The organism is Rhizobium bangladeshense, assembly GCF_017357245.1.
Taxonomy (GTDB): Bacteria; Pseudomonadota; Alphaproteobacteria; order Rhizobiales; family Rhizobiaceae; genus Rhizobium; species Rhizobium bangladeshense.
In genome coordinates this window covers 111,777-134,969 of the sequence record NZ_CP071617.1, presented here as the reverse complement: position 1 = coordinate 134,969, position 23,193 = coordinate 111,777, and the positions used below count along the sequence as shown (strand labels likewise).

Sequence of the window (23,193 nt, the reverse complement as noted above, 5' to 3'; positions counted from 1 at the left end):
TGGGCGAGTTTTACTCAGAACATCTTGCGCCACAGATTCGAGGCGCTTTCTACGAGCCGGAATCGAAGCATTCAATCAGCATCTCTGTCAGCACGCGAACCTTCTTGGCCGGATGCTGTCCGGGAGGCCTGACGACGAAGATGCCGGCTGGAGGCGGCGCGTGGCGTGGCATCACCTCGACGAGCGCACCCGAGGAGATATGTTCATCCGTAAGGCCGTTCGGGAGTCTTGCTATCCCGAGCCCTTCCAACGCGGCCGCAAGGAGCGCTACGCCATTGTCGGCCTTGAAGCGTCCTTGTGGCCGAATGTTGAGAACTTGGTCTCCATCGGTGACCTGCCAGATTTCGGTTCCTTGCATTAGAGCCTGATGGTTGAGAAGCTCGTCCGGCGTCTCAGGTGAACCGTTCGCCGCGATGTAGTCCGGGCTGGCGACGAATTTTCCATACAGTGGTCCGACACGTCTGGCGACGAGATTGGAATCCGACAGGTAGCCGACCCGAATGGCGCAGTCGAAGCCTTCGGTGATGAGATCGACGAAGCGGTCGGTGTAGCACGAGTAGACGTGTAGTTGCGGGTGCCGACGCGCCATTTGAGACAGGACGGGCGCGAAGTGCGTCGGGCCGAACGAAAGAGGTGCTGCAACTCGCAGCCGGCCGCAGAGCTCCCCGGCCGGCAGGATCGTTTCGCGCGCCGCATCGATCTCGGCCGAGATTCTCGCGGCGTAGTCTCGGAAGGTGGCACCTTCTTCGGTAAGGGCGATGCCACGCGTCGTCCGTGCCACAAGCTGCGCGCCAAGATCTGCCTCGAGCCGGGCGATGCGCCTGCTGACCATTGACTTGGAGATGCCGAGCCGTTGCGCCGCCGGTGTCACTCCGCCCGCATCGGCAACTTCCACGAATGTCCTGAGATCCTCGATTTCCACCCGGCGTTCCTCATTCTGCAACACTGCTCACCCTATCCGAGGACTACCGTATCGCATGTGAGAATGACAGGGTTCTCGCGGATCGCTTTTCAAGAAGCGTTCACATGTACCTCGACGAACCGCCAACCCAGGACAATCCATGACCTTTCGTAACGGCCTCAACTCACTCCTGCGTCCCGAAGATTCGGTGCTCGTTCTCATAGACCACCAGCCCTATCAGCTCGCGAACGTAAACAGCCACGAGCCTACAATGGTGGTCAACAACACCGTCGGTCTTGCGAAGGCGGCCAAGGCCTTCTGCGTTCCGACGATCCTGACCACAGTGATCGCAGAGCGCGGCGGCAATCTGTTCCCCCAGATCGCGGACGTGTTTCCCGGCCAGGAGATAATCGACCGGACGCTCATCAACACCTGGCAGGATCAGAAGGTCGTCGACCTCGTGAAGGCGACCGGCCGCAAGCAACTCGTTATAGCGGGTCTCTGGACGGAGGTATGTGTCGCCATGCCGGCAATTCAGGCTGCGGGCGAAGGCTGGGACGTCACGGTGATTACCGACGCCTCGGGCGCAGTCTCGGTCGAGGCGCACCAGGTCGCAATTCAACGCATGATCGCAGCCGGCGTCAACATGATGACCTGGTTGGCGCTCGCGGCCGAATGGCAGCGCGACTGGGCTCGTGCAGAACAGGCGGCAAGGATCACAGACGTTATCGTGCAGCATGTTGGCGGTAGCGGGATTGCATATCTGTGGGAGCAGCAATTGCTTAACACCCCAGCGCCCAAAACCGGCACAGGAATGTAATCGGGCTACGAGTTGGCGAGCGAAAACCGCGCAGCGGCCTTCGCTCGCCATCCACGTCCTCGCTCGGGCCGGCGATCAACAGCCGACCGGCCCTGGGTTTTCACTGCCTTGGCGCAACCGATGATGTAGACATAGTATGGCGCGGGCGTAGATTACAGCCTGTGAGTTTTCGTCTCCTCCGGACCGCAGGGCAAACGCGTCGGATGAAACCGCCACTAGAAGGACGTATTGAATGAGCTGGAACCCCGGCATCGAACCCGGATGCCCTGATCAAGTGGGCGTGGACGCGATTGAAACGCTGATCATTCCCCGAGCCCGCGACCTAGGCGGCTTCGAAGTCCGTCGCGCTCTGCCCGCGCCGAAACGGCAGATGGTCGGGCCGTTCATTTTCTTCGATCAGGCCGGCCCCGCCGAACTCCTGACCGGGCAGGGCATCGACGTTCGTCCCCACCCTCACATCGGCCTCGGCACCGTCACCTACCTCTATCGCGGCGACTTTCACCATCGGGACAGCACCGGCGCCGACCAGATCATAAGACCGGGAGAGTTGAACTGGATGGTCGCAGGCAGGGGCGTATCTCACTCGGAACGCACGAGTGCCGCAGCGCGGACCGGCCCGAACAGCTTGTTCGGAATCCAGACATGGCTGGCTCTGCCCGAAAGCCATGAGGATGTGACCCCGTCATTCGAACATCACGCCAAGAACGCGCTGCCCATGATCGAGGATAACGGTATCTCGGCGCGACTTATCCTCGGTAGCGCTTACGGCGAGCAGGCGCCCGCCAGGATGCTTTCGCAAACCTTCTATGCGGACGTCGAACTGGCTCCGGCCGCGCGTCTGCCGATGCCGGACGAGCATGAAGACCGTGCGATCTACATTGTCGACGGTTCGATCTCCGTCGCCGGGCAAGAGTTCGCAGCGATGCAAATGATGGTGTTTCGTCCCGGAGACAGGATCACGGTGGCGGCGGGTGAAAAGGGCGCGAGGATCATGATCCTCGGCGGCGCCACCTTCTCAGGACCCAGATATATCTGGTGGAATTTCGTTGCCTCGTCGAAGGAACGTATCGAAGAAGCGAAGGCGGAGTGGCGAGCCGGAAAGTGGGGGGAGGGACGCTTCGACCTTCCGATCGGCGATCGTGGTGAGTTCATTCCTCTTCCGGACTGACCGCGAGTTCACCGACAGCGCGAAAAACTACCTGTCGTACAGCACGATGGTACCCGACGGCGGCTGAATTCCGGCACGAGGATCGAAGGAAAAGCCCATGCGACAAGGCAATGCCGGCAAAGATCCTGCCGAGATGCAGATCGCCGAGGTTATCCACCGCACTGACAAGATGTTGTCGAACGCAATCCTTGCAGTTCTGACGGAGGCAAGAAATCACGCTTGCGAAGTCATGACGGCAATCGGCCAGCATGGCATGGCGCCGACGCTTGAGTACTTCGCTGCTGTCGTTCATCAGCGCATGTACTGCCTGATGTGCGGTGCGGATCCCGACACTTTCGAAGGAGGTGATCCCGATATTGCATATCACGTCATCCGCAACAGCCAGAACATTGCCAGACACTACTGGTCAGCGAACATCGAAGTTTATCCGCCAAGGGAGGGTGACAGGGATTGATGACCGAATTCGCCGTTCCCAAGACCCGCCGGGGTTTCTTCGCTGCGGGAGGATCTTGAATACCGCGCTTCCGAACCAAGCGAAAACGGCCACCCACGGCCGCATGGCAGGAAAAAGCCAGCCGTTAGTTTCTGATGAGCCGGGATGGGAACCCTCAGGGCTTTGGAACGAGGACCGCGTCCTAACCTTGCTGTTGGAGGAATGTTCTCGTCATAGGGCCAGCGCTCGCTGCAAATCATCGTGCTCGAACGCTGCCATACGGTTGGTCATAGTAGCTGACCCGTCATCTTCTTCCTTACCACTTCATCTCACCCTTAGAGTTCGCATCCAGTTTGAGGGACGAAGTCGGCGAGATTGGTTTTAACCTCTTTGTCCTCTCCAAGGTGCGCAAGGGAGGCGAGCAGGTCGGCTGCGAGGGCAAGGTCGTGCGTTTCCAATCCTTCAGTGAATTCATTATAAACCGGTTGCAGCATTTTGCGCGCATCATGCGCCCGCAATCGTATTTGCCAGAGGCTTGCGAGATCGCAGGCTGATCGCAATCGCCACGACAACGCACCGATTTTCTCGGCCAACGCCATCGACTCGATGAGGAGTGCTTCCGCCTCATCGCGGCGGGCCTCGGCCGACAGAATGGACGCCTGGATGCGCAGCAGCTCAGGAACGCACCACTGCTCGTTGTGCTCTTGCGCGCAATCGATCGCTTCCTGGATGGCAGTGGCGGCGTCGATTAGCCGACCGTACTTGGCTAGTGCGTCCGCAAAGCCTCCGAGATAGAAAGGGAACCGCGCTAGATGCCTGATAGCGCGGAACTCTTCAACAGCTTGTTCGAGCACGCCCAAAACTTCGCCCGCCATGTCCCCTTGAGCACACGCCACTGCTCCGCGACAGAAAGTGGCAACAGGCCGCCAGATGACGATACCATGCCGTACGATTTGATCGTCAAGCATCGCGGCAAAGCGGTCACATTCTTGATAACGCCTGCTCATCAGAAAGGTTAGGCTGGCCCAGGCGAGCGCATTACTGAGCGAAAGCTCATGCCCGGTCTTTCGCGCGAGCGCGATTGTGACCTCTGTGGTGCGCGCGGCCGTGTCGGGCAAACCCGTCAGCCACTGTATGTGCGACAGGATAATCCCCACATCGACATTTCCATCGTACAGGAAACGCGCGAACCGCGGGTCGTTGGAGTCTTTCAAGTAGTTCCCATAAAAACGTTCAATACGTTCCCGGGCGCCTTCCAGCCGGCCGATGAGTAGATCGGCTACGGCCAAATGCGTTTCTCCCGCCGGCAACGCGGAAGGGTCCGCCGCGGTGGCGATTGAAATGAAGGTCTCAAGCGTCCCGATCCCGGCATTGTGCTCGCCGCTGAAGAGCTGGTATGTACCGATCATCCGCAGGCAACGGAGCTGATGGTCGATGTCGCCGATCCGAACGGCAATTTCCAATGCCCGTCGCATCGCATCCATGGCCACGGGTATGGCGCCGCGCGTGAACATCGTCGTGCCTGCGAACGACACCTGAAGCTGCATCTCTGCCGCCGTCCCGACAAGCCCCGCTGCATCGAGTTCCTCGAGCGCCCGCGAGACGCGAACGCGGCATTCTTCGGTAAAAGAGAAGTGGTTCCAGAGCAGGCTTCCCGCGAGCGCGAGCCGGGCGTACAGCGATTTGTCCGCGGCGACCCCTCCGGCCCAGTCCAGCGCCGAGCGCAGATCGTCGAGGACGCCTCCGTAGGCACCAGCCCAATCCGGGGCCGGTCTTTGCGCCCACTCGCTCGCTGCGCGCTCCAGAACCGTGCAAATATGCTCCGCATGCCGACGGCGGACGACCTCCTCCTCGCCGCTCAGTTGCAGCCGCTCGCCACAATATCCGCGCGTCGTCTCCAGGAGCCGGTAGACAAGCTTGTCGGCGGCGACGTCAACCGAAAGCAGGGATTTTGCGACCAGGTTGGCGACGTCGTCGATCACCTGCACCACCCGGTCGAAATCGTCGCCGGCGACGGCGCAGGCCGAATCGAGATCGAACGAACCGGCAAAGACCGACAGCCGGCGCATGACCGCACATTCGCTCTCCGTGAGAGTATCGTAGCTCCAGTCGATCATCGCCGTCAGCGTGCGATGGCGCTTGGGGCCGGCGCGATGCCCACTCAGGGAGCGAAATCGACCGTCCAGATGCGCGAGCAACCCGTCCGTGCCGAAGGAATCGACGCGTGTCGCCGCAAGTTCGATCGCCAACGCAAGGCCGTCGAGCCGCCGGCAAATTTCCGTAATCGTCAGCGCGTTGGCGTCGCTCAGTTCGAAGGACTCCAGCCTGTCGGTCGCGCGATCTACAAAGAGTTGAATGGCGGGATAGCCGAGCGCTTCGGCAGCTTTCAGGTCGGACGACGCAGGTGGCGCGGCCAATCCCGATAGCCTGCGGACGCGTTCGCCTCTCACACCGAGCGGCTCTCGGCTGGTGGCGAGAATCCTGATGCCTGGCGCTTCGGCCAGAATCCGATCCGCAAAGGAGGCGGCCGCTTCAATGATGTGCTCGCAATTGTCGAACACGAGGAGCATTTCGCAATCGCGGAGATAGCTGCCCAAGGCAGCGAGCATATTCGCGGAGTGCGTTGCCAGACCGATTGCAGCCGCAACGGCATAGGGCACGAGCGACGAATCCTTTAACCGCGCCAAATCGATCAGCCAGACACCGTCTCTGAACACGCCGATCGTCTGCTCGGCGACGGCCAGCGCCACCGTCGTCTTTCCGATGCCGCCGGCACCGACAACCGACACCAAACGGGATGAATTCAACTCGCGTCGAATGGTTTCAATCGCCTCGGCCCTTCCGAAGACCCTCGTCGTCGCGATCGGTAGATTGTGGCTGCGCTTTCTCGCCGCCGCTGCGGGTGGCGCGAAGCCGAACATTCTGACGACCTCGACTGGCGCAATGAACCGATAGCCCCGCCCGGTAACCGTCGCTATGTATTGCGTCGTCCCGGCGCCATCGCCGAGGGCTCGCCGCAAGGCAGCCATGTTGACCTTGAGGTTTCCGTCATCGACAACGACGTCCGGCCAAACGCGTGTGATCAATTCGCGCTTGTTGACCAATTCCCCCGGGCGCTCGACCAGTGTCGTCAGGATATCCAGTGCGCGGCCACCTATGCGAACAGGGGCATCGCCTTGCAAGAGCAACTGGCGCTCGGGAATGAGCACGAAGGGCCCGAAGGAGAAGGACCGGGAAATCTGCTCGGCAAGGTCGCTCGTCACAATCTTTTCCCTCAAGATTCCTTCTTACCGAACTGAACTTGATAGCAGTCTGCCGACCAGCCACCGAAGCGAAAGGCGCAGCGTCCAACTCCGGGGCTGCTTATGAGCCTATCTGCGCGCCTAATGGAATGTCGGCACAAAACAGCAAAAACCCGCGAGCCGCTTAAACGGGTCGCGGCGCGGCACTCAGATGAATCTTATCGAACGCGAAACCCGGCGCACTTGGACAATCATAATATATGCGAATAACCAATCTATAATACTCGTTCTCGGCCAGTATTGCGAGCACCCCAGGCAATCCTGCGCCGGTTCGAGCAGAACTGATGCAGTCGGCGGCGAAGGGCCAAGGCTTTCGGCCGGAACATCAGGCGAGATATCGGCCGCGCCGGCGCCATTGGAACGGGATTAGCTGGCGAGAAGGTCTCGTCGCAGAAGCTCATTACCAAATTTTACCATGATTAACGGGCGGCACGCGGGATTCGATGTAAACTCGCTGCGTGAGTAAAGATCCAGTTGCCCGACGCATGGATCGTCTTTGGTCGCGGATGGCCGCTTGCAACGTGCGGCAGCCCAAGCGGCTGAGCATTTGAAGAAGCTCATTAAAGGAATTCAGCACCTCAGGGCGCGGCTATGGGTCTAACGGCACCAGGCGGCGATAGTGAGGTTGCGGACGCATGAGGCGCGGACCGGCATGGGATTGCCGAGCATGCGGCGCCCAGCATGCTGCAATAGATGGCGAAGCGCGGAGGCGCGCCAGGCCACGGAATCAGTTAGCGGCCAGGCAGTGATGCTGTCGCGTCCGTGCAAGGTCACCACTCCATTGAGACGGCGGACGCCGCCCTGAAGCGGAATCCTCGACTGAATCATTTTCAAGGGGAAAGCCATGACAAAACACGTCTTGTTCATCGTCACCAACGCGGCCGTGATCGGCCCGCACAACCGCAAGACCGGCTTCTTTTTCGCCGAGGTCGCTCATCCTTTCGATGTGCTCGACACGGCCGGTGTCGCGGTGGAGTTCGCATCACCTGCCGGCGGATGGACGCCATACGACGCCTACGACGAGAAGGACCCTGCCCAGAAAGGATTCCTTGGGAGCGAGGCCTTTCGTCGCCTCAATCACAGCCGCAAGTTAGCCGAGGTGGACGCCGCGGATTACGACGCCATCCTGATCCCCGGCGGCCTCGGGCCGATGGTCGACATCCAGCGCAATGCGGACGTCCAGAGGGCCGTCGTGCGGGCTTGGAGCACGGGCAAGCTCGTGAGCGCCGTTTGTCACGGCCCGTGCTCATTGCTCGGCGTGGACCTCGGTGGCGGCACGTTCGTGCGCGGCAAGAAGCTCACCTCCTTCTCGAAGAAAGAGGAATATGACTACGCCCGAGATGACGTGCCTTACGAACTCGAGGACGCATTGAGGGCGGAAGGCGCCGAATACTCGTCTGCGTCCAACTGGGAACCGCATGTTGTCGTCGATGGCCGCCTCATCACCGGCCAGAATCCTGCCTCGGCGGGACCGCTGGCAAAAGAGTTGCTCACTGCTCTGAGAGAGCAGGCATGAGTTTGTGAACCGGCCGGCACGTCGTCGCGGTTCGCCGGTTGCAGCCCGCAGCCGACACTTGCCCAACTCACGTCCAAGATGGGCCAAGTCCAAGATTGGAATGAACCATGTCCGCTCACGTGAAGATTGTGGGTATCCTGACCGGGCACCCCGGCAAGGCATCCGAACTCCGAACGCTCCTGTCCGCAATGCGGGTGCGCAGCCGGGCCGAGCCTGGAAATCTGCGGTGGGATATATGGCGAGACAAGGCCAATCATGACCGCTTCGTGCTCGACGAGCTTTATGCCGATGACGCGGCTGTCGCCGCCCATCGCGACACTCCGCACTTCAAGGACTATGCCGCCAGGATCGGCGATCTCGCCGATCGGACACCGATCACTCTCGACCCGGTCGAGGTCGATTAACCCTGGAGAGAACTCCGATGAAAAGCGCGATAACAGGATTGCTCGCTGTCATGATCACAACCGCTTCCGCCGTCGTCGGCCACGCGGCCGACAAGCCCGTGTCCATCGTGCTGGTGCACGGCGCTTTCGTCGATGCTTCGGGCTGGCAGGCCGTCCACCGCATCCTCTCCGCCGACGGCTACGAGGTTCTGGCCGTCCAGAATCCAACCGTTACCCTGCAGGGTGACGTAGATGCCACCAGGCACGTCATTGGCAGGGCCAGCAAACCGGTCGTTCTGGTTGGGCATTCTTATGGTGGAGCAGTAATTTCCGAGGCCGGCAGCCTGCCCAAGGTCAAGAGCCTGGTTTACTTGGCGGCATTTGCGCCTGAAGCAGGTGAGTCGGTCCACGACATCGCCACGGTGCCGACGCCCGGCGAGGACAAGGCGCCGCTGCTTCCGCCTAGCGACGGTTTCCTCTTGGTGGACTCGGCCAAGTTCCCGACGTCCTTCGCAGCGGACGTCGACTCCGCCAAGACCAGGTTCATGGCCGAGTCTCAGGTTCCCTGGGGGCTGGGCGCCGTAGAGGCCAAAGTCACGGCGCCGGCGTGGAAGGACAAGCCCACCTACTTCATGGTGACGAAGAACGACCACATGATTCCGCCCAGCCAGCAGCGTTCCATGGCAGCGCGTGCCGGCGCCAAGGTCATTGAAATCGACTCCAGCCACGCCGTGATGCTCTCGCATCCGCAGGACGTCGCAGACTTTATCGCCAGCGCGGCTGCGCCGGCAAACTAAGACAATGCGCGCATGCCGTCTTAACGGCCCTGGGTGCCAGAAGGATTGAGCAGAATATCGCGGTTGCAGAGGTAGCCGTCGATGAAGCCAGGTTATCGAGGAAAGGAGAAACGCATGAGAGCCGCGCGCATACTCCAATATCACAAGCCGCTCGTCCTGGAAGACATAGCGGTTCCCGATATCGAGCCGAACGAAGTTCTGGTCAAGGTTGCGGCATGCGGGATGTGCCGCTCCGACGTTCTTCTGGTCGACGGATTTTTCCAGAACTACGGCGATATTCCCCCGCCGGTCATTCCGGGCCATGAGATCACCGGTACGATAGAGAAGATAGGCGGCGTCGTTTCAAAATCTGCGGGGCTCGAAGAAGGTGATCATGTCGTGGTCGCTCCCGGATGGGGCGATGGCGTATGTCGCCACTGCCAGGTCGGCAACACGCATATCTGCGCTAACGTGCGTTGGCCCGGCTTCGGCTCCTATGGTGGCTTTGCGGAATATATTCCCGTTCCGGCCCGCTACGTGATCAAGGTCGCGGAGCATTTGAAATTTGAAGAGCTTGCTCCACTCACGGATGCCGGATTGACGCCCTATCGCGGCATCAAGAAGATCCGCGATGCCGGTGGCCTGGGACCTGATCGGGTGATCGGCGTGTTCGGCATCGGCGGCCTCGGTGCCTATGCGGTCCAATATGCCAAGCTGCTTGGCGCCGGTGCGACTGTGGTTGCATTCGCCCGCAATCCGGACAAGCTGGCCATCGCAAAGAGCTATGGTGCCGACCACATCATCGATATCAAGGGCAGGTCCACTGGCGATATCGGCGAGGAGCTCAAGAAGGCCACCGGGCAGGACAAGCTCGATGCGATCATCGATTGCGCCGGCGCCCGGGAGATGATGCAACTGGGTTTCGCCTTGTTGGCGATCAGTGGCCACTATGCCGATGTCGGCTTCATCGCCGATCGCATCGACATTCCGTTGTTCCCACGAGTCTCCGGCGAGCAGACATTTCATGGGTCTTTCTGGGGCAATAACGCCGACCTCGCCGAGGTGATGGCGCTCGCCGCCGCAGGCAAAATCCAACACACTATCAAGACTATCGGTTTCGATGAGATCAACGAATATCTCGATCTCCAGCGAGACAACAAGGTCGTCGGGCGGGCGGTCGTGAAGTTCTGATGCCGTTGAGGCCGCATGACGGCATCGCAGCCGCGCTGGAACCTCTGAATTGGCGACGCGGATCCAGGCCTGGCAATCATCAACCCACCCTCGAGCGGTGCAGAGGAGTCTGAACATGCTCCAAAAAGCGTTTGAACCTCAATGTAGGACGGTCAGCTCCTATTGCACGGACAAGGCGCAGCATCGGCGCCGGGGTCTGACCTTGTTTGCGCTGGCCCTTGGAAGCTTTTGTATTGGAACGTCCGAATTCGCCAGCATGGGGGTTCTGCAACTCTTTGCCGAAAGCCTCGATATCAGCATACCGGTGGCGACGAACGCGATCACCGCCTATGCTTTTGGCGTCGTAATCGGGGCTCCGCTCGTCACCCTGGCGGCTGCCCGCTTCAACCGGAAAACTCTGCTCCTGGCGTTGCTCTGCCTTTTCATCGTCGGCAATGTGCTCTCGGCAATCGCAGTCAATCTTGGCATGTTCGCGTTCGCCCGCTTCGTCAGCGGGATGCCCCAAGGCGCCTATTTCGGGGCGGGCGCCGTGGTCGCCTCCTACATTGTGGGACCTGGACATGGGGGCAAGGCTTTTGCGCTCGTCATGACCGGGCTTACGGTTGCAACCATCATCGGTTCGCCAGTCGCTACCTTCCTCGGGCAGAATCTCGGTTGGCGGAACACCTATTTTGCCATTTCCGGGGTAGGTTTGCTGGCGTTGCTGGCGCTCTCGGTATGGGTACCGCGGGCCGACGCATTGAATGGCGGATCGATCGCGCAGGAGCTGAGCTCGCTTCGCCGCGCATCTGTCTGGAATATGATGCTCGTCGCGGCGCTGGGGGTCGCCAGCATCTTTGCCGTCTACACCTTCATCGGACCATTCGTGACTGATATTGCAATGATTGACCGGGCCTGGATTCCATTAGCCCTCGCTCTCTTCGGCATCGGTATGACGCTAGGCAATCTCATTGGTGGAAGTCTTGCAGACAACCATCCCTCGAGGGGCCTCATCATCGGCTTCGGCAGCGCGCTGGTTATGCTCGCAATTCTCGCATCCTTCGGTGGAAATGTTGTGCTGCTCATGATCGGGCTCTTCGGTGTCGGCACGACGATGATGATTGCCATCCCCACAATCCAAGTGAGGTTAGCAAGCTTCGCCCCGGAAGCCCCGACATTGATGGGCGCGATGAACCTCGCGGCACTCAATGTGGCCAACGCCATCGGCGCCTGGGCCGGCGGGGCGGCAATCGCGGCGGGATTTGGCCTGCTTTCTGCAGTCTGGGCTGGCTTCGCCCTCACGTTTCTTGGCCTGATCGTGTTCGCCGTCACGCAGCCACGTGCGCCCCAACTCGCCGGAGCGTGATCAGCTCCGCGCCGACGCACCGGCCTTGGCATCAGCAGATGCCATTTCAGAGAGCAAATGCAGAGTGCGGGATCGCAGTTGTTCAATCTGCTCCGTTGGCAGTACCGGTTGTGAGCAGTAACATCGCGGGATCCGGACGCATCGGCTGTGACGCGCCCGGCCCGTCGCAACTTACGACAGCTTTCTGATCGTGCTGTAGATGATGTTGCGGTTGCTACCGAACCAGACTGTCTTATCGACCGTGTTTTCCGCCGCGCTAGCATTGGCAATACGCCACATGTCGGCTTCGGAACGCTGGAGGAGCTCCCAGTTCATATAGGATTCCATGTACCCGTCATCCGCCATTTCATCGGAGAAGTTGGCAAATAGAAAGACGCCACCAGGCTTCAGCATTTCCATGCAGATCTGCGTGAGTCGGATTGCAACTTTATCGGTGAGATAATCGTACAATCCTGCTGCGTAGATCAGATCGAAGCTGCCGATCTGATGCTTTCGCGCCAGCAGGCCGCGCACGGAGCCGTCGATCGGCTCGACCGCAGTTCCGTGAAACTGGCTTGAGATCGAGCCAATACTTTGGGGATCCTGATCAAGAGCAACCCAGCGTTTAAGGCGGCCTTCTGCGAGTGCTGTTGATGTCTCCGCTTCGCGAAGATGACCGGCGGCGATGGCCAGGACCTCGGTGTCCGAACCTGTTCGCGCAGCGGTCTCATCAACGTAGCGGGTCAGGATGTCGCGGCGTTCCCTTACGGCTACCGGGCCGGGAGCGTTTATCGTGTATTCGAAGATATCGAGACCGAGAGGAGTGGATCTGGCCACTTCGTCGGCCGCCGCCGGATGCCCATAAATAAAGTCGATGAGACCGGCATCACCGGAATAGCCGCGCGGTTTTTCGAAGGACCAGCGGGTGAACGGGCACTGCTGCAGAATCTTTGCCGAGGGATGGGCCTGAATAATCGGAATGAGCTTCTGCCAGGTAGCAGCGCCGAATTTTTGGCGGACGTCGTGGAGCTGACCAATCAACCACCTGACTGCGCCAGGCAGGTCTTTGCCTCCGGCGAACCGCTGCATTGCGATGTTGATGACGATCGCAAATTCGGCTTCCGCAGTTCGCAGGATGTCTGTTTGGTAATTCTGGTCAGGTGAGAGGAAATTGTTGCTGACGGACTGCGGAGTGATCAAGCTTTGGCCATCAAGAGAAAAGAGGGGCTGAGCCACGGAACCTCACTGGTGAATAAGAATTTAATCGATTGCATAAAATTCTCAGTATTCTCGCAAAGGTCAAGTCAAGGTTGGCGGCCGCGGTCGCCAGTACACCTATTAATTTTAGAAAATATTAGTGAACCCGAGAGATACTCCGCCCGCTTAGCGTTCGTTCGAGCGTTATCGGTTGATGTGGTGTCTGCGTAGGGCTATCCAGCTTCAGCTAGCGGTCTGCGTAGGGCAACGGCTGCAGGATGTTGGGTGGCAGGGGCATGATGCACGTGTTAGCCGAGACGGCAGTCGCCACCATGCGGCCGACGCTGTCGCCAGAACAGTTGCGTTGCCTTTATAACAAGAAGAGCGAAAGCAGCCGAAAGACCGCCACCCGCAACGGTCTCTGGATAGCGGTAGCTGCCTACCTCGCATACTCTGTCACTGACTATCTTTTTATTGGCGATGTCGTCCGGTACACGATCGCTGGCCGGCTGGCAGTTGGCGTCAGTGCGCTATGCATGCTGGAACTCTTGCTCTACCGCAAGTCAAAAGCCGATACCGTCGACATGGCCGCGGCGGCGTCCGTGCTGGCAGCTTATCTTGTCTGGCTTCTCACCGCCCAGATGACCACGGTCAGGGACGCGTTCTCATACTATATGGTTTTTGGCGCGATCTTCATGATGAGCGTCAACTTGTTCTTCAGCTTCCGCTTTCCGCTGGCTCTTGCGTCATCCGTGACGAATATGCTCATCTTCATCGGCGCGCTTTATCTATTCGCGCCTATGTTGCTTCTCCACAAGCTGATCCTCGGTGCGTTCTGCATCTCCTGCCTCATTTTTACTTCTTACGTGAACCTGCAGCTCAACAGAGAGCGCTATAAAGTCTTCCTGAATGCTCTTGAAGCGAGTTTGCAGCAAGCTGCCGCCGACGAAAGGGGCAAGGCTCTTTTGCATCTCTCAAACACCGACTCCTTGACCGGCCTGGAAAATCGCCGGGCAATCGATCAACGTCTGCGTGATTGTTGGCAACGCTGGCAGGACGATAGGGCGCCCTTTGCCGTCCTGTTGATCGATGTAGATTACTTCAAGCACTATAACGACTATTATGGCCATCAGGAGGGTGACCGGTGCCTTGTCGCCGTTTCCCAGCTTCTCCAAAGCGTCGCCTCGTCCTGCGGCTCGATCATCGGGCGATACGGGGGTGAAGAATTTATCGTCATCACACCAATGCAGAATGCGGAAAGAGCGACCGAACTCGCAGAAGCAATGTGTGCGGCTGTCCGAGCACTGGCTTGGCCACACGAGCACAGGCGGGACGGGACCACTGTCATCACCGTAAGTGTCGGCGTATCCTATACACGGGATGAGACCAGGCAGGTCGACAAGGTCATTCATGAAGCTGACCGCGCGCTTTATGCTGCCAAGGCAAGTGGTCGCAACACCCTCGTGGTCTTCGATCCTGAGGACCCGCAGAGCAGAGATGACAGCGAGGATATAGCCGCGACCCTGAAAATCGCGCTCGAACACGGCCTCGTCTCCCTCGTCTATCAGCCGATCCGCAACATCCAGACAGGCAAGACGGACGGCGTTGAAGCTTTGATGCGTTTGAGGATGTTGGACGGGACGCCCGTGTCGCCTGCGATATTTATCCCAGTTGCGGAAAGGACAGGTTCTATCATCCAACTTGGCCGATGGGCAATTCGCACTGTTTGCCGGGACTTGTTGGCAACCGACCTGGTGCAAGTTGCCAGCGTCAACGTTTCGCCGATTGAACTTAAGAAGCCAGGTTTCGCCAGCTATGTCGCAGCAACACTAGCAGAATTCGACGTGGCCGGCGCTCGGCTTGCTTTCGAAATTACCGAGGGCGTGGAGCTGGAAATCGACCAGGATGTGGTTCGTTGCATCAGCGACTTGAGAAAGCTGGGCGCTCAAGTCTGGCTCGACGACTTCGGCACAGGGTTCGCCGGGCTCTCATGGCTTCGCCTGATAGAATTCGACACCGTCAAGATCGATCGATCCTTCCTCCATGACTGCAACACGGAGAGAGGGAAGAGGATGCTGCTCGACATCATCAGCCTGCTGCGCAACCGGGGTGTGAGGATCCTCGTTGAAGGCGTCGAGACCATTGAACATCAGCGGCTGATGCAGCAGTACGGAATCAGCCAGATTCAGGGATATTACATTGGACGGCCGGCGCCGGCAGCTCAGCTTGAAACTGATAACGTGCTGCCGTTCAGCATGGCCAGGAAGCTTTGATACTAAACGCCTGTTTCGGAGATGGACATAGGTTCAACCTTTGACTGAGGCCGGATTCCCAATGAGGGCTCTCATCTTCTGTTTCCATCAACCGCAGAGACCTCTTGTTTGATGACGCACATCATTGCTTGCACGGTTTCAGCTGCCACCCTGAAAAAATGGCACACCGAACTGTGAATGGCACCTGCCGTCGCTATATGATACCCGATAGGAAATCACCGAGGAGCCCCCCGTGGAACGCAAGCTATCTGCGATCATGGCCGGCGATATCGTCGGGTACAGCCGTCATATGGCGGAGGATGAGGCGGGGACCTACAGCGAACTCCGCTCCGTTCTGGATGAGTTGATCGCACCGACCATTCTGAAGCACCGTGGCCGCACCTTCAAGAGCGCCGGAGACGGATTTCTCGCGGCCTTTCCCAGTGTCAACGAAGCGCTTGACGCTGCCATTGAGATCCAGCGCGGCTTTGCCGATCGAACCTTCAACCTTCGCATAGGCATCAATCTCGGTGACGTCATCGAAGACAATGGCGACGTATTCGGCGACGGCGTAAATGTCGCGTCACGTCTTGAGTCCATGGCGGAGCCCGGCAGCATCTTCGTGAGTGCGGCCGTAGTGCGAAGCGCCGAAAGGGAGAGGGCGAAGCTCTTCTATCGAATTGGTCGGCGCCAGGCCAAGAACATTCCCGAACCCTTGGATGTTTATGCCGTGCGACTGACGGCCGGTCCCGCGCTTTGGCAGCGGCTTTCCCGCCCTCGCCAGATGCTTCGTCGTGCGGCACCTTATGCCGCTGCCATTGCCGTTATCGGCGGCGCGGCGGCCTTGGCAGACGTTCCCCCGTTCAGGGGGATTTCCCGGGAGATTTCGAATGGCGTCGCCTTGTTGTCGGGTATAGCGAGCGTCGATGTCCGTCCTTCGGTCGCCGTGCTGCCCTTCGACAACATGAGCGACAAAGCCGACGAAGGCTACTTCGCCGATGGGCTTACCGAAGATATTATCACGGAGCTTGCACGCAATCCCGAGCTTCAGGTCATCGCCCGGAATTCGACATTTGCCTTGCGTGGTCGCCCGGCCGATGTGCGCGAGATCGGCGAAAGATTGGGCGCCGGATACATAGTCGAAGGCAGCGCGCGGCGAGCGGGTGACAAGCTTCGCGTGGTGGCCCAGCTCATCGATTCCCGTAGCGGCGCTCATATCTGGTCGCGCAGCTATGACCGGGGTGTCGATGACGTCTTCGCGGTGCAGACGGAGCTGACGTCGGAGATCGTAGCCCATCTCGTCTCTTATGTTCGAGTTTCCGAGATTGAAAATGCAGCGCGGCGGCCGACGGAAAATCTGCAGGCCTACGACCTCGTGCTCCGCGGTCGTGATCGGTACAGGCACGGATCGAAAGACAAGGACGCCTTTCTGGCATCGCGGACACTTTTCCAGCGCGCCCTGGAGCTGGACCCGAGCTATGCCGCCGCGCGGGCGCATCTCGGTATGACCTATATTCTGGACAAGGTGCAATCCGTGAGCGGGCTTGCCACCGATGCCGATCTCGAAACGGGATTGAGCGAGGCGCGTCAGGCGATCCGGCTCGACCCAAATCTTGCCAGCGGCTATCAGGCCTTGAGTTTCGGCCTTGCCGCCAAGGGAGACTACCCCGGCGCCAGGCAGGCGGCGCAGCAGGCCGTCGAACTCAACCCGAACGATCCCGATAGCCTCATGGCCCTCGCCAAGGCACAGGTGCGGTTCGGTGAATACGCGAACGCCGTTGCCAATGCAGAACGGGCCCGGCGCCTGCATCCTATGGCGCCGGAGTATTATATCTATGTCCATGGACAAGCATTATACGCGGCTGGCCGGCTGGATGACGCGGACAAGGTGCTGGACGAATGCCTGATCCGTGCGCCGCAGGCAGAAGATTGCTTGCTGATCAAGACAGCCGTGCTCACGGGCCAGGGGAAGCTGGCGGGTGCGCAGGATATGATGGCGCGCCTGGTGAAAGCCAGTCCCGATCTCTCCTTGGCTAAGGAGAGGGAATATCGCCGCTTTGGCGATTCCGATCTGATGGAAAGATTTCTGGCGGACCTCGCCAGGGCGAGGGCTCCTGAAACCGCCACTGCGCTGAAATCAATGCAACCCGCTTGAACCGTCAAGATCCACGTTGCTTTCCGATCGCACTCGCAGAGCATCGCGCTTTGGCGGCGCCCGGAACAGGCGACCGTAATCGCGCGTGGCTTTGGCTCCCATTGCCGTCGGTCAGGAAGGGCTTCAGGCCGTCCCAGTATTTGACGATGTAGGCCAAAGCCTCGCCGAGTGGCGACTTCGTCGGGACACGGGCATGATGATGGACGAGCCATGCCTGCATGTCTTCGATCAGCGGCGCTGACCGCTCTTGTCGCCCGGGGAGGCGAGGCGCCAGGTCAAGGCCGCCCAATTCGGCTTCGATGCGATACAGTTCACCAATCCGTTTGACGCCATCCTCGGCAATCGGCGCTGATGCATTGCGGGTGATTGGCAACGGCGCCGCTCGGGCAGTTCCATAATTCAGCTTATGCCAGATAGCGTGTAGCCGCAAAGTTGAAGTGTCCTGTTTCTGCAAAGTTGGAATGTCAGTCTCCCCGCGTTTGATGACCTGGGAGTTGCCGCTTTTGAATACCTTCCTCCAATGTATCACATCCTCCTTTCCATAACCTCGCCGATGTACATCACCTGTATGTACATGATGGATTTGGCACAGCGATGTAACTTGCCTGAAGAGCTGGACCGCGAATGGGACTGCTCGCGCCAGAAGCCGGGAACGAAATCAAGGCGATCAGGTTAGTCAAAGGAAGGTGGCCTTTCGAGCCCTGGCGACGAGGTAAACCCAAGGAGCACACGTTTTGAATGTTGTGAGTTTCCCCCGCGTGAGAGAGTGCCGCGGTGAGCCCGACCGCACTTTCGTGAGCACCGACGCGGATGAGCGACGGCTCTATAGGTTCGCCCTGCAGTACGAAATGGACGGCAAGAGCTGGGCGACCGACATCTGGGCCTATTCGCCCAAAGACGCCGAAGATCGCGTCGCTGCGATACGGCGATCGCTGACGCTGTGCGGTCAGCTTTATGCCGAGGTGGAGACCGACGCTCCGACGCAGCTCTGAGGGGTATGCGACGCGCCTGAGGCGGCCCCAAGAATCTCGCTAGCCTTTTGCATCTCAGAGACCTCGGGTCGCGAAATATCTGCGGGGATCCTCGCCGATAAGTACGCGCGCGATCCCACAGGATTCCGGGCATCGCGGGCGCCTAGGGCAAGGTCAACGGCAGTCTCTACGATGCGGCGAGGCAGTTTCCAAATCTGAATAATAAGCGCATGATCGCTCCCATTGCATATCGCCCGGAAGTGCCCGTCGCTCCGGGACAATGACGTGCATCAAAGCAAGAATCAAAGCGCGCCGCATAATCGAATTGATGCGGCGCACTTTGGAGAAGGAGAGCGGCATGGACCGCGCGATTGTGGAGAAGAATTTGCAGCAGGCGCGAGAGCATGTCGCCTTGGGAAGGCAGCACGTCGCTCGGCAGCGCGAGATCGTGGCTGAATTGACGACCCGTGGCGCCGACCTGGCGGAAGCGATACGACTTCTTGCGAATTTTGAAGAGTCGCAGGCCATGCATCTGGCTCACCTGGATAGGCTTCAGGGAGAGCTGTCTGAATGGGACGAGAAACATCAGGCAAGCGGCCCCGCAGGTGCTTCGACCTCTTGATGATCGAGAGGTCACGTCTCGCCGCGAGCCAGAGCGCTTGCCCGCCAGAGTGACAGCGAAGACCTTGCGGCATGACCCGGGGACCAGAGACGGCCTCCCGGAGGCTTCAATTCAGCCAGCTCCTGCTGAAGGCCGTCGACACGGACTCACTGGATCAACACCCTCCCCTCAGTCGTCACCTCATCCTCGGCGAGGTTGGTAAGGGAAATAGGAATTGCAATTGTGCAGTGGATGCCGTCCTCTCCCATCGTGAACGAGGTCTTCGCATCCAGCTGGTAGGGCAGCGCGCGCTCTATCAATTCCCGCCCCTGGCCGCCCCCTTGCGGCCCGGCATCAGCGGGCGGCATCTTCACCCCGCTCTCCCGCCAGTCAACATGCAGCCACGGCTTGCCGCCTTCGCCTGATTGCTCGACACGCCAGGCGATGGTCACATGCGCCTGGGGTTGACTGAATGCTCCGTACTTGACCGCGTTGGTAGCGAGCTCATGCATTGCCAAGGCCATTGTCTGTACAGTGGTCGTGCGAAGCCGTACCCCCTCCACGCCGTCGAGCGTGATCCGTTCCATCTGTCCATCCAGTACGCATGGGCGGCCAGTTCGGATCGAATGAGCTGATCGAAGGTAATGCGCTCCCCCTCCTGCAGCCGTGACAGAAGCCCCTGCACACGGGCCAGCACATCCAGGCGGTCGCAGAATCTCTGGTAGAAATCAGGCAAGTCGGCGCTTGTCCGCAAGGTCTTATCAGCCATCGACCTGACCACTGCCATGAGATTGCGCGTGCGGTGCTGAAGCTCGGCGACCAGCACTTTCATCCGGTCGGCAGAGGCTTTTTCATCGGTGATATCGCGGCCGATGCCGCCGATCTGCTGAACGTTCCCCTCCTCTCCGAAAATCGGGAAGTCGGCGTTGCGCAACCAGCGGATTTCATGGTCCGAAGCACGCCTGATGCGGTATTCGAACTCCACGCGTTCGCCGTTTCGCACCCGCCGGATCTCGGAAAGAGCCTGTTCCCGGTCCTCGGGGATGATCAGCTCGGCCCAGCTGCGGAAATTATTGCCCGTCATGGCCTGCTCGCGATCGACACCGTAAATGGTCTCGAACGCCGGCGTCAGGTAGATCCATTGCAGCGTCTCCGCATCCCGGATCCACAACACGTCGGAAGAGGCCTCGCCGAACAGGCGGAACTGCTCCTCCCCCTGCCGCAGGGCGGCCTGCGCCTGTTTGCGCGCCGAGATGTCGATGCAGAACTCGGCAATCGTGCCGTCGCCAAGATCGCGCCCGGCAAACAGCATCCAGCGACGCGTCCCATCGGCGAGGACATATTCCTTTTCATAGGGCCCGAGCTTGCCGGTTTCCTTCACCGCAGCCATCTGCGCTTCACTCTCGGCGAGGTGCTCCGCCGGCGTGAGCCGCCGCCAGTGCAGTTCGGAGCGCTCCATCTGCGAGCGCGTGTAGCCCGTCATCTTCAGGAACACTTCGTTGGCATCACAGATGACGCCATCCTGATTGATGAAGACCACGCCGACTGCATCCGTCTCCAAAACGCGCTGCAGGCGCTCCTCGCTGCGGCGAAGCGCCACCTCCGCCTCGTAAGTCGCGGTCAGGTCGGTGAAAGTCACGACAGCCCCGCTGATATAGTTGTCGACACTGCGGTAGGGCAGGACGCGGGCGGCGTAATGGCGGTTGTTGGCGGGGTCGCTGACCTTTCGGTCGACCGGCACCAGCGTTCTGAGAACCAGGCGGACATCGTCGAGCAGTTCCGGATATACGACCCGCGAGACGACGTGGTCCAGCGGCCGACCGACATCCGTGTCGAGGAGATGGAATATTTCCGTCGCCGCCGGCGTGAAACTCCTGACCCGCAGATCATTATCAAGGAAGACGGTGGCGATCTGCGTCGCCTCGAGAAGGTTCTTCAAGTCGGAGTTGGTGCGGTCCAATTCGGTTACGCGATGGGCAAGCTCGCCGTTGACGGTCTGCAGCTCCTCGTTGACCGACTGCAATTCCTCCTTCGAGGTTTCCATCTCCTCGTTGGCCGACTGCAGCTCTTCATTGATGGACTGATACTCTTCGTTGGAAGACTTCAGTTCCTCATTTGTCGATTCCAATTCCTCGATCGTCGCCTGAAGCCGGTCCCGGGTGACGCGAAGATCGGTCTCCAGACGCTGAACATGCTCTTCGCTGGTCAGCCTGCCTCCGTCAGGAGCCGTGCCCTCGGCCACCTGCCCGGCATCTTGAAACAGAACGATCAGCGAGGTGACGTCGCCGCTGCCGAGCGGTTCGACAATGATGTTGACGGCGTAGGTGCGGTCGTCCTGGCGCAGCAGCACCCTGGGGACTTCCACCTTGACGGCTTCCGTCGTGGCACGCTGGAGGGCGGAGCGCATGTCGAGCCGCAGATCGCGGTGAGCCAGGCTCAGGAGATTGAGCGTCGCGGTCCCCGACATCGGCTCGAGATAGCGGCCCGTGCGCCCTGAAAAGTGCAGCACGTCATAATGGGAATCGACGACGACATAGGCTGGCGCGAAGCGCTCGGCGACCACCTCTGCCTGGCGGCTGATCGTCGCCGACAGCCGCCCCGTTTGCAAGGTGGGAGCCGGCGCCGAAAGCGGATGGTCCGGGCTGCGCGGCCGTGGGCTGAGGGGAAAGTCCGGAATGATGCGGGTGGCTGTCTCGAGCCTCCGAAACAGGCGATTCTTGCGGTCGACGGGCGCAAAAAGCTTGGCGTGACGGGTCACGTTTTCCGACGACCCCAAAAACAGAATGCCGCTCGGCCTGAGCGCAAAATGGAAGATCGGGATCACCCTGTTTTGGAGCTCGCTGTCGAGGTAGATCAGCAAGTTCCGGCAGGACAGAATATCGATGCGGGAGAACGGGGCATCCTTGACAATGTTGTGCGGCGAGAAGATGCACATCTCCCGCAATTCCTTGGCGACACAATAGGTGTCGCCCTCACGCACGAACCACCGGGCAAGCCGGTCGGGCTGGACCTGCGAGGTGATGGCTGCGGAATAGCGTCCGGCGCGCGCGATCCCCAGCGCACGCGCATCGAGGTCCGTCGCGAAGATCTGCACATCAGGGGGGTAATCCATGGTCGCCATATGCTCGCGCAGCAGCATTGCGATCGAATAGGCCTCCTCCCCGGTAGCGCAGCCAAGCACCCAGACCCGCAACTGGTCGCCCGCCTCCTTGCCTTCGAACAGCCTTGGAATTTCACGCTCGAGAGCTTCGAACTCCGCCGGGTCCCTGAAAAACTGGGTCACGCCGATCAGGAGGTCCTGAAACAGGTTTTGCGCTTCGTCACGGCTGGCGCGCAGCCGCTCGATATAGCTGTCGGTATTGCCGATCTGCAGAACCTGCATGCGCCGCTGAACGCGCCGGGTGAACGTCCCGCGCTTGTAGCCGTGGAAGTCGTGGCTGGTGACATTGCGCAGAATCGTCGCGATCTGCGTGATCTGCGCCTCCATGGCGCTCCCCGGCTCATCATCCAGGCCGACATCTTCCTCCTCGGCGACATTGCCGGCATAAAGCGCGATTTGTCCTGCAATGCCCGGCGCCGGCAATCTGAGGTCGGCGATCGCCAGCGCTCCTCCCGCTTCCTCGGGAGATCTGTCTTCGCTCTCGTCTATCTCCGCGATCGAGAGACCACCAAATTTCTTGGTTGCCGCCACCCCGGCGGTGCCGTCGTTCTCGAGCCCGGCCAGGACCACCGCAATGGCGCGTTCGTGAGCATGCTCTGCCAGCGAGATCAACATGGTGTCGACGGTGCCGCGATGGCCGATGGGTTCCGAGGCCGCCCGAATGCGGATATGCCCATCTTCAAGGGTCATCGTATCGTCGGACCCGCCGATGTAGATATGGTTCTGAAGGATGGGCTCTCCATCGACCGCGACCTTCACGGCCAGCCGGCCTTGCCGCCGCAGCATTTCGAGAACGGTCGTCGTATGGAGCCGGAGCCCCTCCTGCTGGCTTACCGCCACAAGGTAGGACGCGCCGAGGCCAACGCCGATGTCTGAGAATATCCGTTCCAGCGACGCAAGCGAGCGGGCACACACCGCAATGCCGACGATCACGAGAGGCTGTTCGTGCTGATCCTGCTCGAAGGCGCCCGCCTGTTGCTCCGTGTCTTCCCGTTCGTCGTAAGCCATCGTCTATCCATGTCTCTGCCGCGACGAATCTAAAC

Annotated in this window: 15 protein-coding genes and 2 pseudogenes; 12 read left to right on the top strand and 5 right to left on the bottom strand. The window is 59.9% G+C overall.

Annotated features, from left to right (window positions below; translation table 11 throughout):
- Positions 1-49: 49 nt before the first annotated feature.
- Positions 50-922 carry a LysR family transcriptional regulator gene (locus tag J2J98_RS29770; RefSeq protein ID WP_207604293.1) on the bottom strand — a complete coding sequence of 291 codons (873 nt, stop codon included), beginning with the start codon at positions 920-922 and terminating at the stop codon, positions 50-52.
- Positions 923-1,061: 139 nt separating this feature from the next.
- Here J2J98_RS29770 and J2J98_RS29765 point away from each other — a divergent pair, with 139 nt between their 5' ends.
- The 3 genes from J2J98_RS29765 (at position 1,062) to J2J98_RS29755 (ending at position 3,343) form a co-directional block, all read left to right on the top strand.
- Positions 1,062-1,721, top strand: coding sequence for a hydrolase (locus tag J2J98_RS29765; RefSeq protein WP_207604179.1), 660 nt, complete (start codon positions 1,062-1,064; stop codon positions 1,719-1,721).
- A gap of 232 nt (positions 1,722-1,953) precedes the next feature.
- Positions 1,954-2,889, top strand: coding sequence for a pirin family protein (locus tag J2J98_RS29760; RefSeq protein WP_064710490.1), 936 nt, complete (start codon positions 1,954-1,956; stop codon positions 2,887-2,889).
- A 97-nt stretch (positions 2,890-2,986) separates the two neighbouring features.
- Positions 2,987-3,343 (top strand): hypothetical protein, encoded by a 357-nt coding sequence (locus J2J98_RS29755; protein WP_207604178.1) that lies wholly within the window; start codon positions 2,987-2,989, stop codon positions 3,341-3,343.
- Positions 3,344-3,657: 314 nt separating this feature from the next.
- Here the strand turns inward: J2J98_RS29755 and J2J98_RS29750 are convergent, their stop codons facing one another.
- Positions 3,658-6,585 carry an ATP-binding protein gene (locus J2J98_RS29750; protein WP_207604177.1) on the bottom strand — a complete coding sequence of 976 codons (2,928 nt, stop codon included), beginning with the start codon at positions 6,583-6,585 and terminating at the stop codon, positions 3,658-3,660.
- Positions 6,586-7,468: 883 nt separating this feature from the next.
- Between J2J98_RS29750 and J2J98_RS29745 the strand changes: the two genes are divergently transcribed.
- From J2J98_RS29745 to J2J98_RS29725, 5 genes are all read left to right on the top strand, one after another.
- Positions 7,469-8,140, top strand: coding sequence for a type 1 glutamine amidotransferase domain-containing protein (locus J2J98_RS29745; RefSeq protein WP_207604176.1), 672 nt, complete (start codon positions 7,469-7,471; stop codon positions 8,138-8,140).
- A 107-nt stretch (positions 8,141-8,247) separates the two neighbouring features.
- Complete coding sequence (locus J2J98_RS29740) at positions 8,248-8,544, top strand: putative quinol monooxygenase (RefSeq protein WP_138395775.1); 297 nt, start codon at positions 8,248-8,250, stop codon at positions 8,542-8,544.
- A gap of 17 nt (positions 8,545-8,561) precedes the next feature.
- Positions 8,562-9,320 (top strand): alpha/beta hydrolase, encoded by a 759-nt coding sequence (locus tag J2J98_RS29735; protein ID WP_259665046.1) that lies wholly within the window; start codon positions 8,562-8,564, stop codon positions 9,318-9,320.
- A gap of 114 nt (positions 9,321-9,434) precedes the next feature.
- Positions 9,435-10,490, top strand: a complete 1,056-nt coding sequence (locus tag J2J98_RS29730; RefSeq protein WP_207604175.1) for an NAD(P)-dependent alcohol dehydrogenase — start codon at positions 9,435-9,437, stop codon at positions 10,488-10,490.
- Between the two features lie 115 nt (positions 10,491-10,605).
- The gene (locus J2J98_RS29725; protein ID WP_207604174.1) at positions 10,606-11,835 is read left to right on the top strand and encodes an MFS transporter; all 1,230 of its coding nucleotides are present in this window, start codon (positions 10,606-10,608) and stop codon (positions 11,833-11,835) included.
- Between the two features lie 171 nt (positions 11,836-12,006).
- Here J2J98_RS29725 and J2J98_RS29720 read toward each other — a convergent pair whose 3' ends face one another.
- Positions 12,007-13,050 (bottom strand): class I SAM-dependent methyltransferase, encoded by a 1,044-nt coding sequence (locus J2J98_RS29720; RefSeq protein WP_207604173.1) that lies wholly within the window; start codon positions 13,048-13,050, stop codon positions 12,007-12,009.
- Positions 13,051-13,307: 257 nt separating this feature from the next.
- Here J2J98_RS29720 and J2J98_RS29715 point away from each other — a divergent pair, with 257 nt between their 5' ends.
- Together J2J98_RS29715 and J2J98_RS29710 are read left to right on the top strand one after the other, a co-directional pair.
- Entirely contained in the window at positions 13,308-15,284 is a 1,977-nt protein-coding gene (locus J2J98_RS29715) for a putative bifunctional diguanylate cyclase/phosphodiesterase (protein ID WP_311044039.1), read from the top strand.
- 232 nt (positions 15,285-15,516) lie between these two features.
- Positions 15,517-17,418 carry an adenylate/guanylate cyclase domain-containing protein gene (locus tag J2J98_RS29710; protein ID WP_207604172.1) on the top strand — a complete coding sequence of 634 codons (1,902 nt, stop codon included), beginning with the start codon at positions 15,517-15,519 and terminating at the stop codon, positions 17,416-17,418.
- Positions 17,419-17,517: 99 nt separating this feature from the next.
- Here J2J98_RS29710 and J2J98_RS29705 read toward each other — a convergent pair.
- A pseudogene (locus tag J2J98_RS29705) lies at positions 17,518-17,788 on the bottom strand (IS66 family transposase); the annotation flags it as partial.
- A 424-nt stretch (positions 17,789-18,212) separates the two neighbouring features.
- On the opposite strand from J2J98_RS29705, the gene J2J98_RS29700 reads away from it, so the two are divergent.
- Positions 18,213-18,410 carry a hypothetical protein gene (locus J2J98_RS29700; RefSeq protein WP_246569500.1) on the top strand — a complete coding sequence of 66 codons (198 nt, stop codon included), beginning with the start codon at positions 18,213-18,215 and terminating at the stop codon, positions 18,408-18,410.
- A 337-nt stretch (positions 18,411-18,747) separates the two neighbouring features.
- The gene (locus J2J98_RS29695) at positions 18,748-19,011 is read left to right on the top strand and encodes a hypothetical protein (protein WP_207604170.1); all 264 of its coding nucleotides are present in this window, start codon (positions 18,748-18,750) and stop codon (positions 19,009-19,011) included.
- 146 nt (positions 19,012-19,157) lie between these two features.
- Here the strand turns inward: J2J98_RS29695 and J2J98_RS29690 are convergent.
- Positions 19,158-23,158 (bottom strand): annotated as a pseudogene (locus tag J2J98_RS29690) (CheR family methyltransferase).
- Positions 23,159-23,193 lie beyond the last annotated feature (35 nt).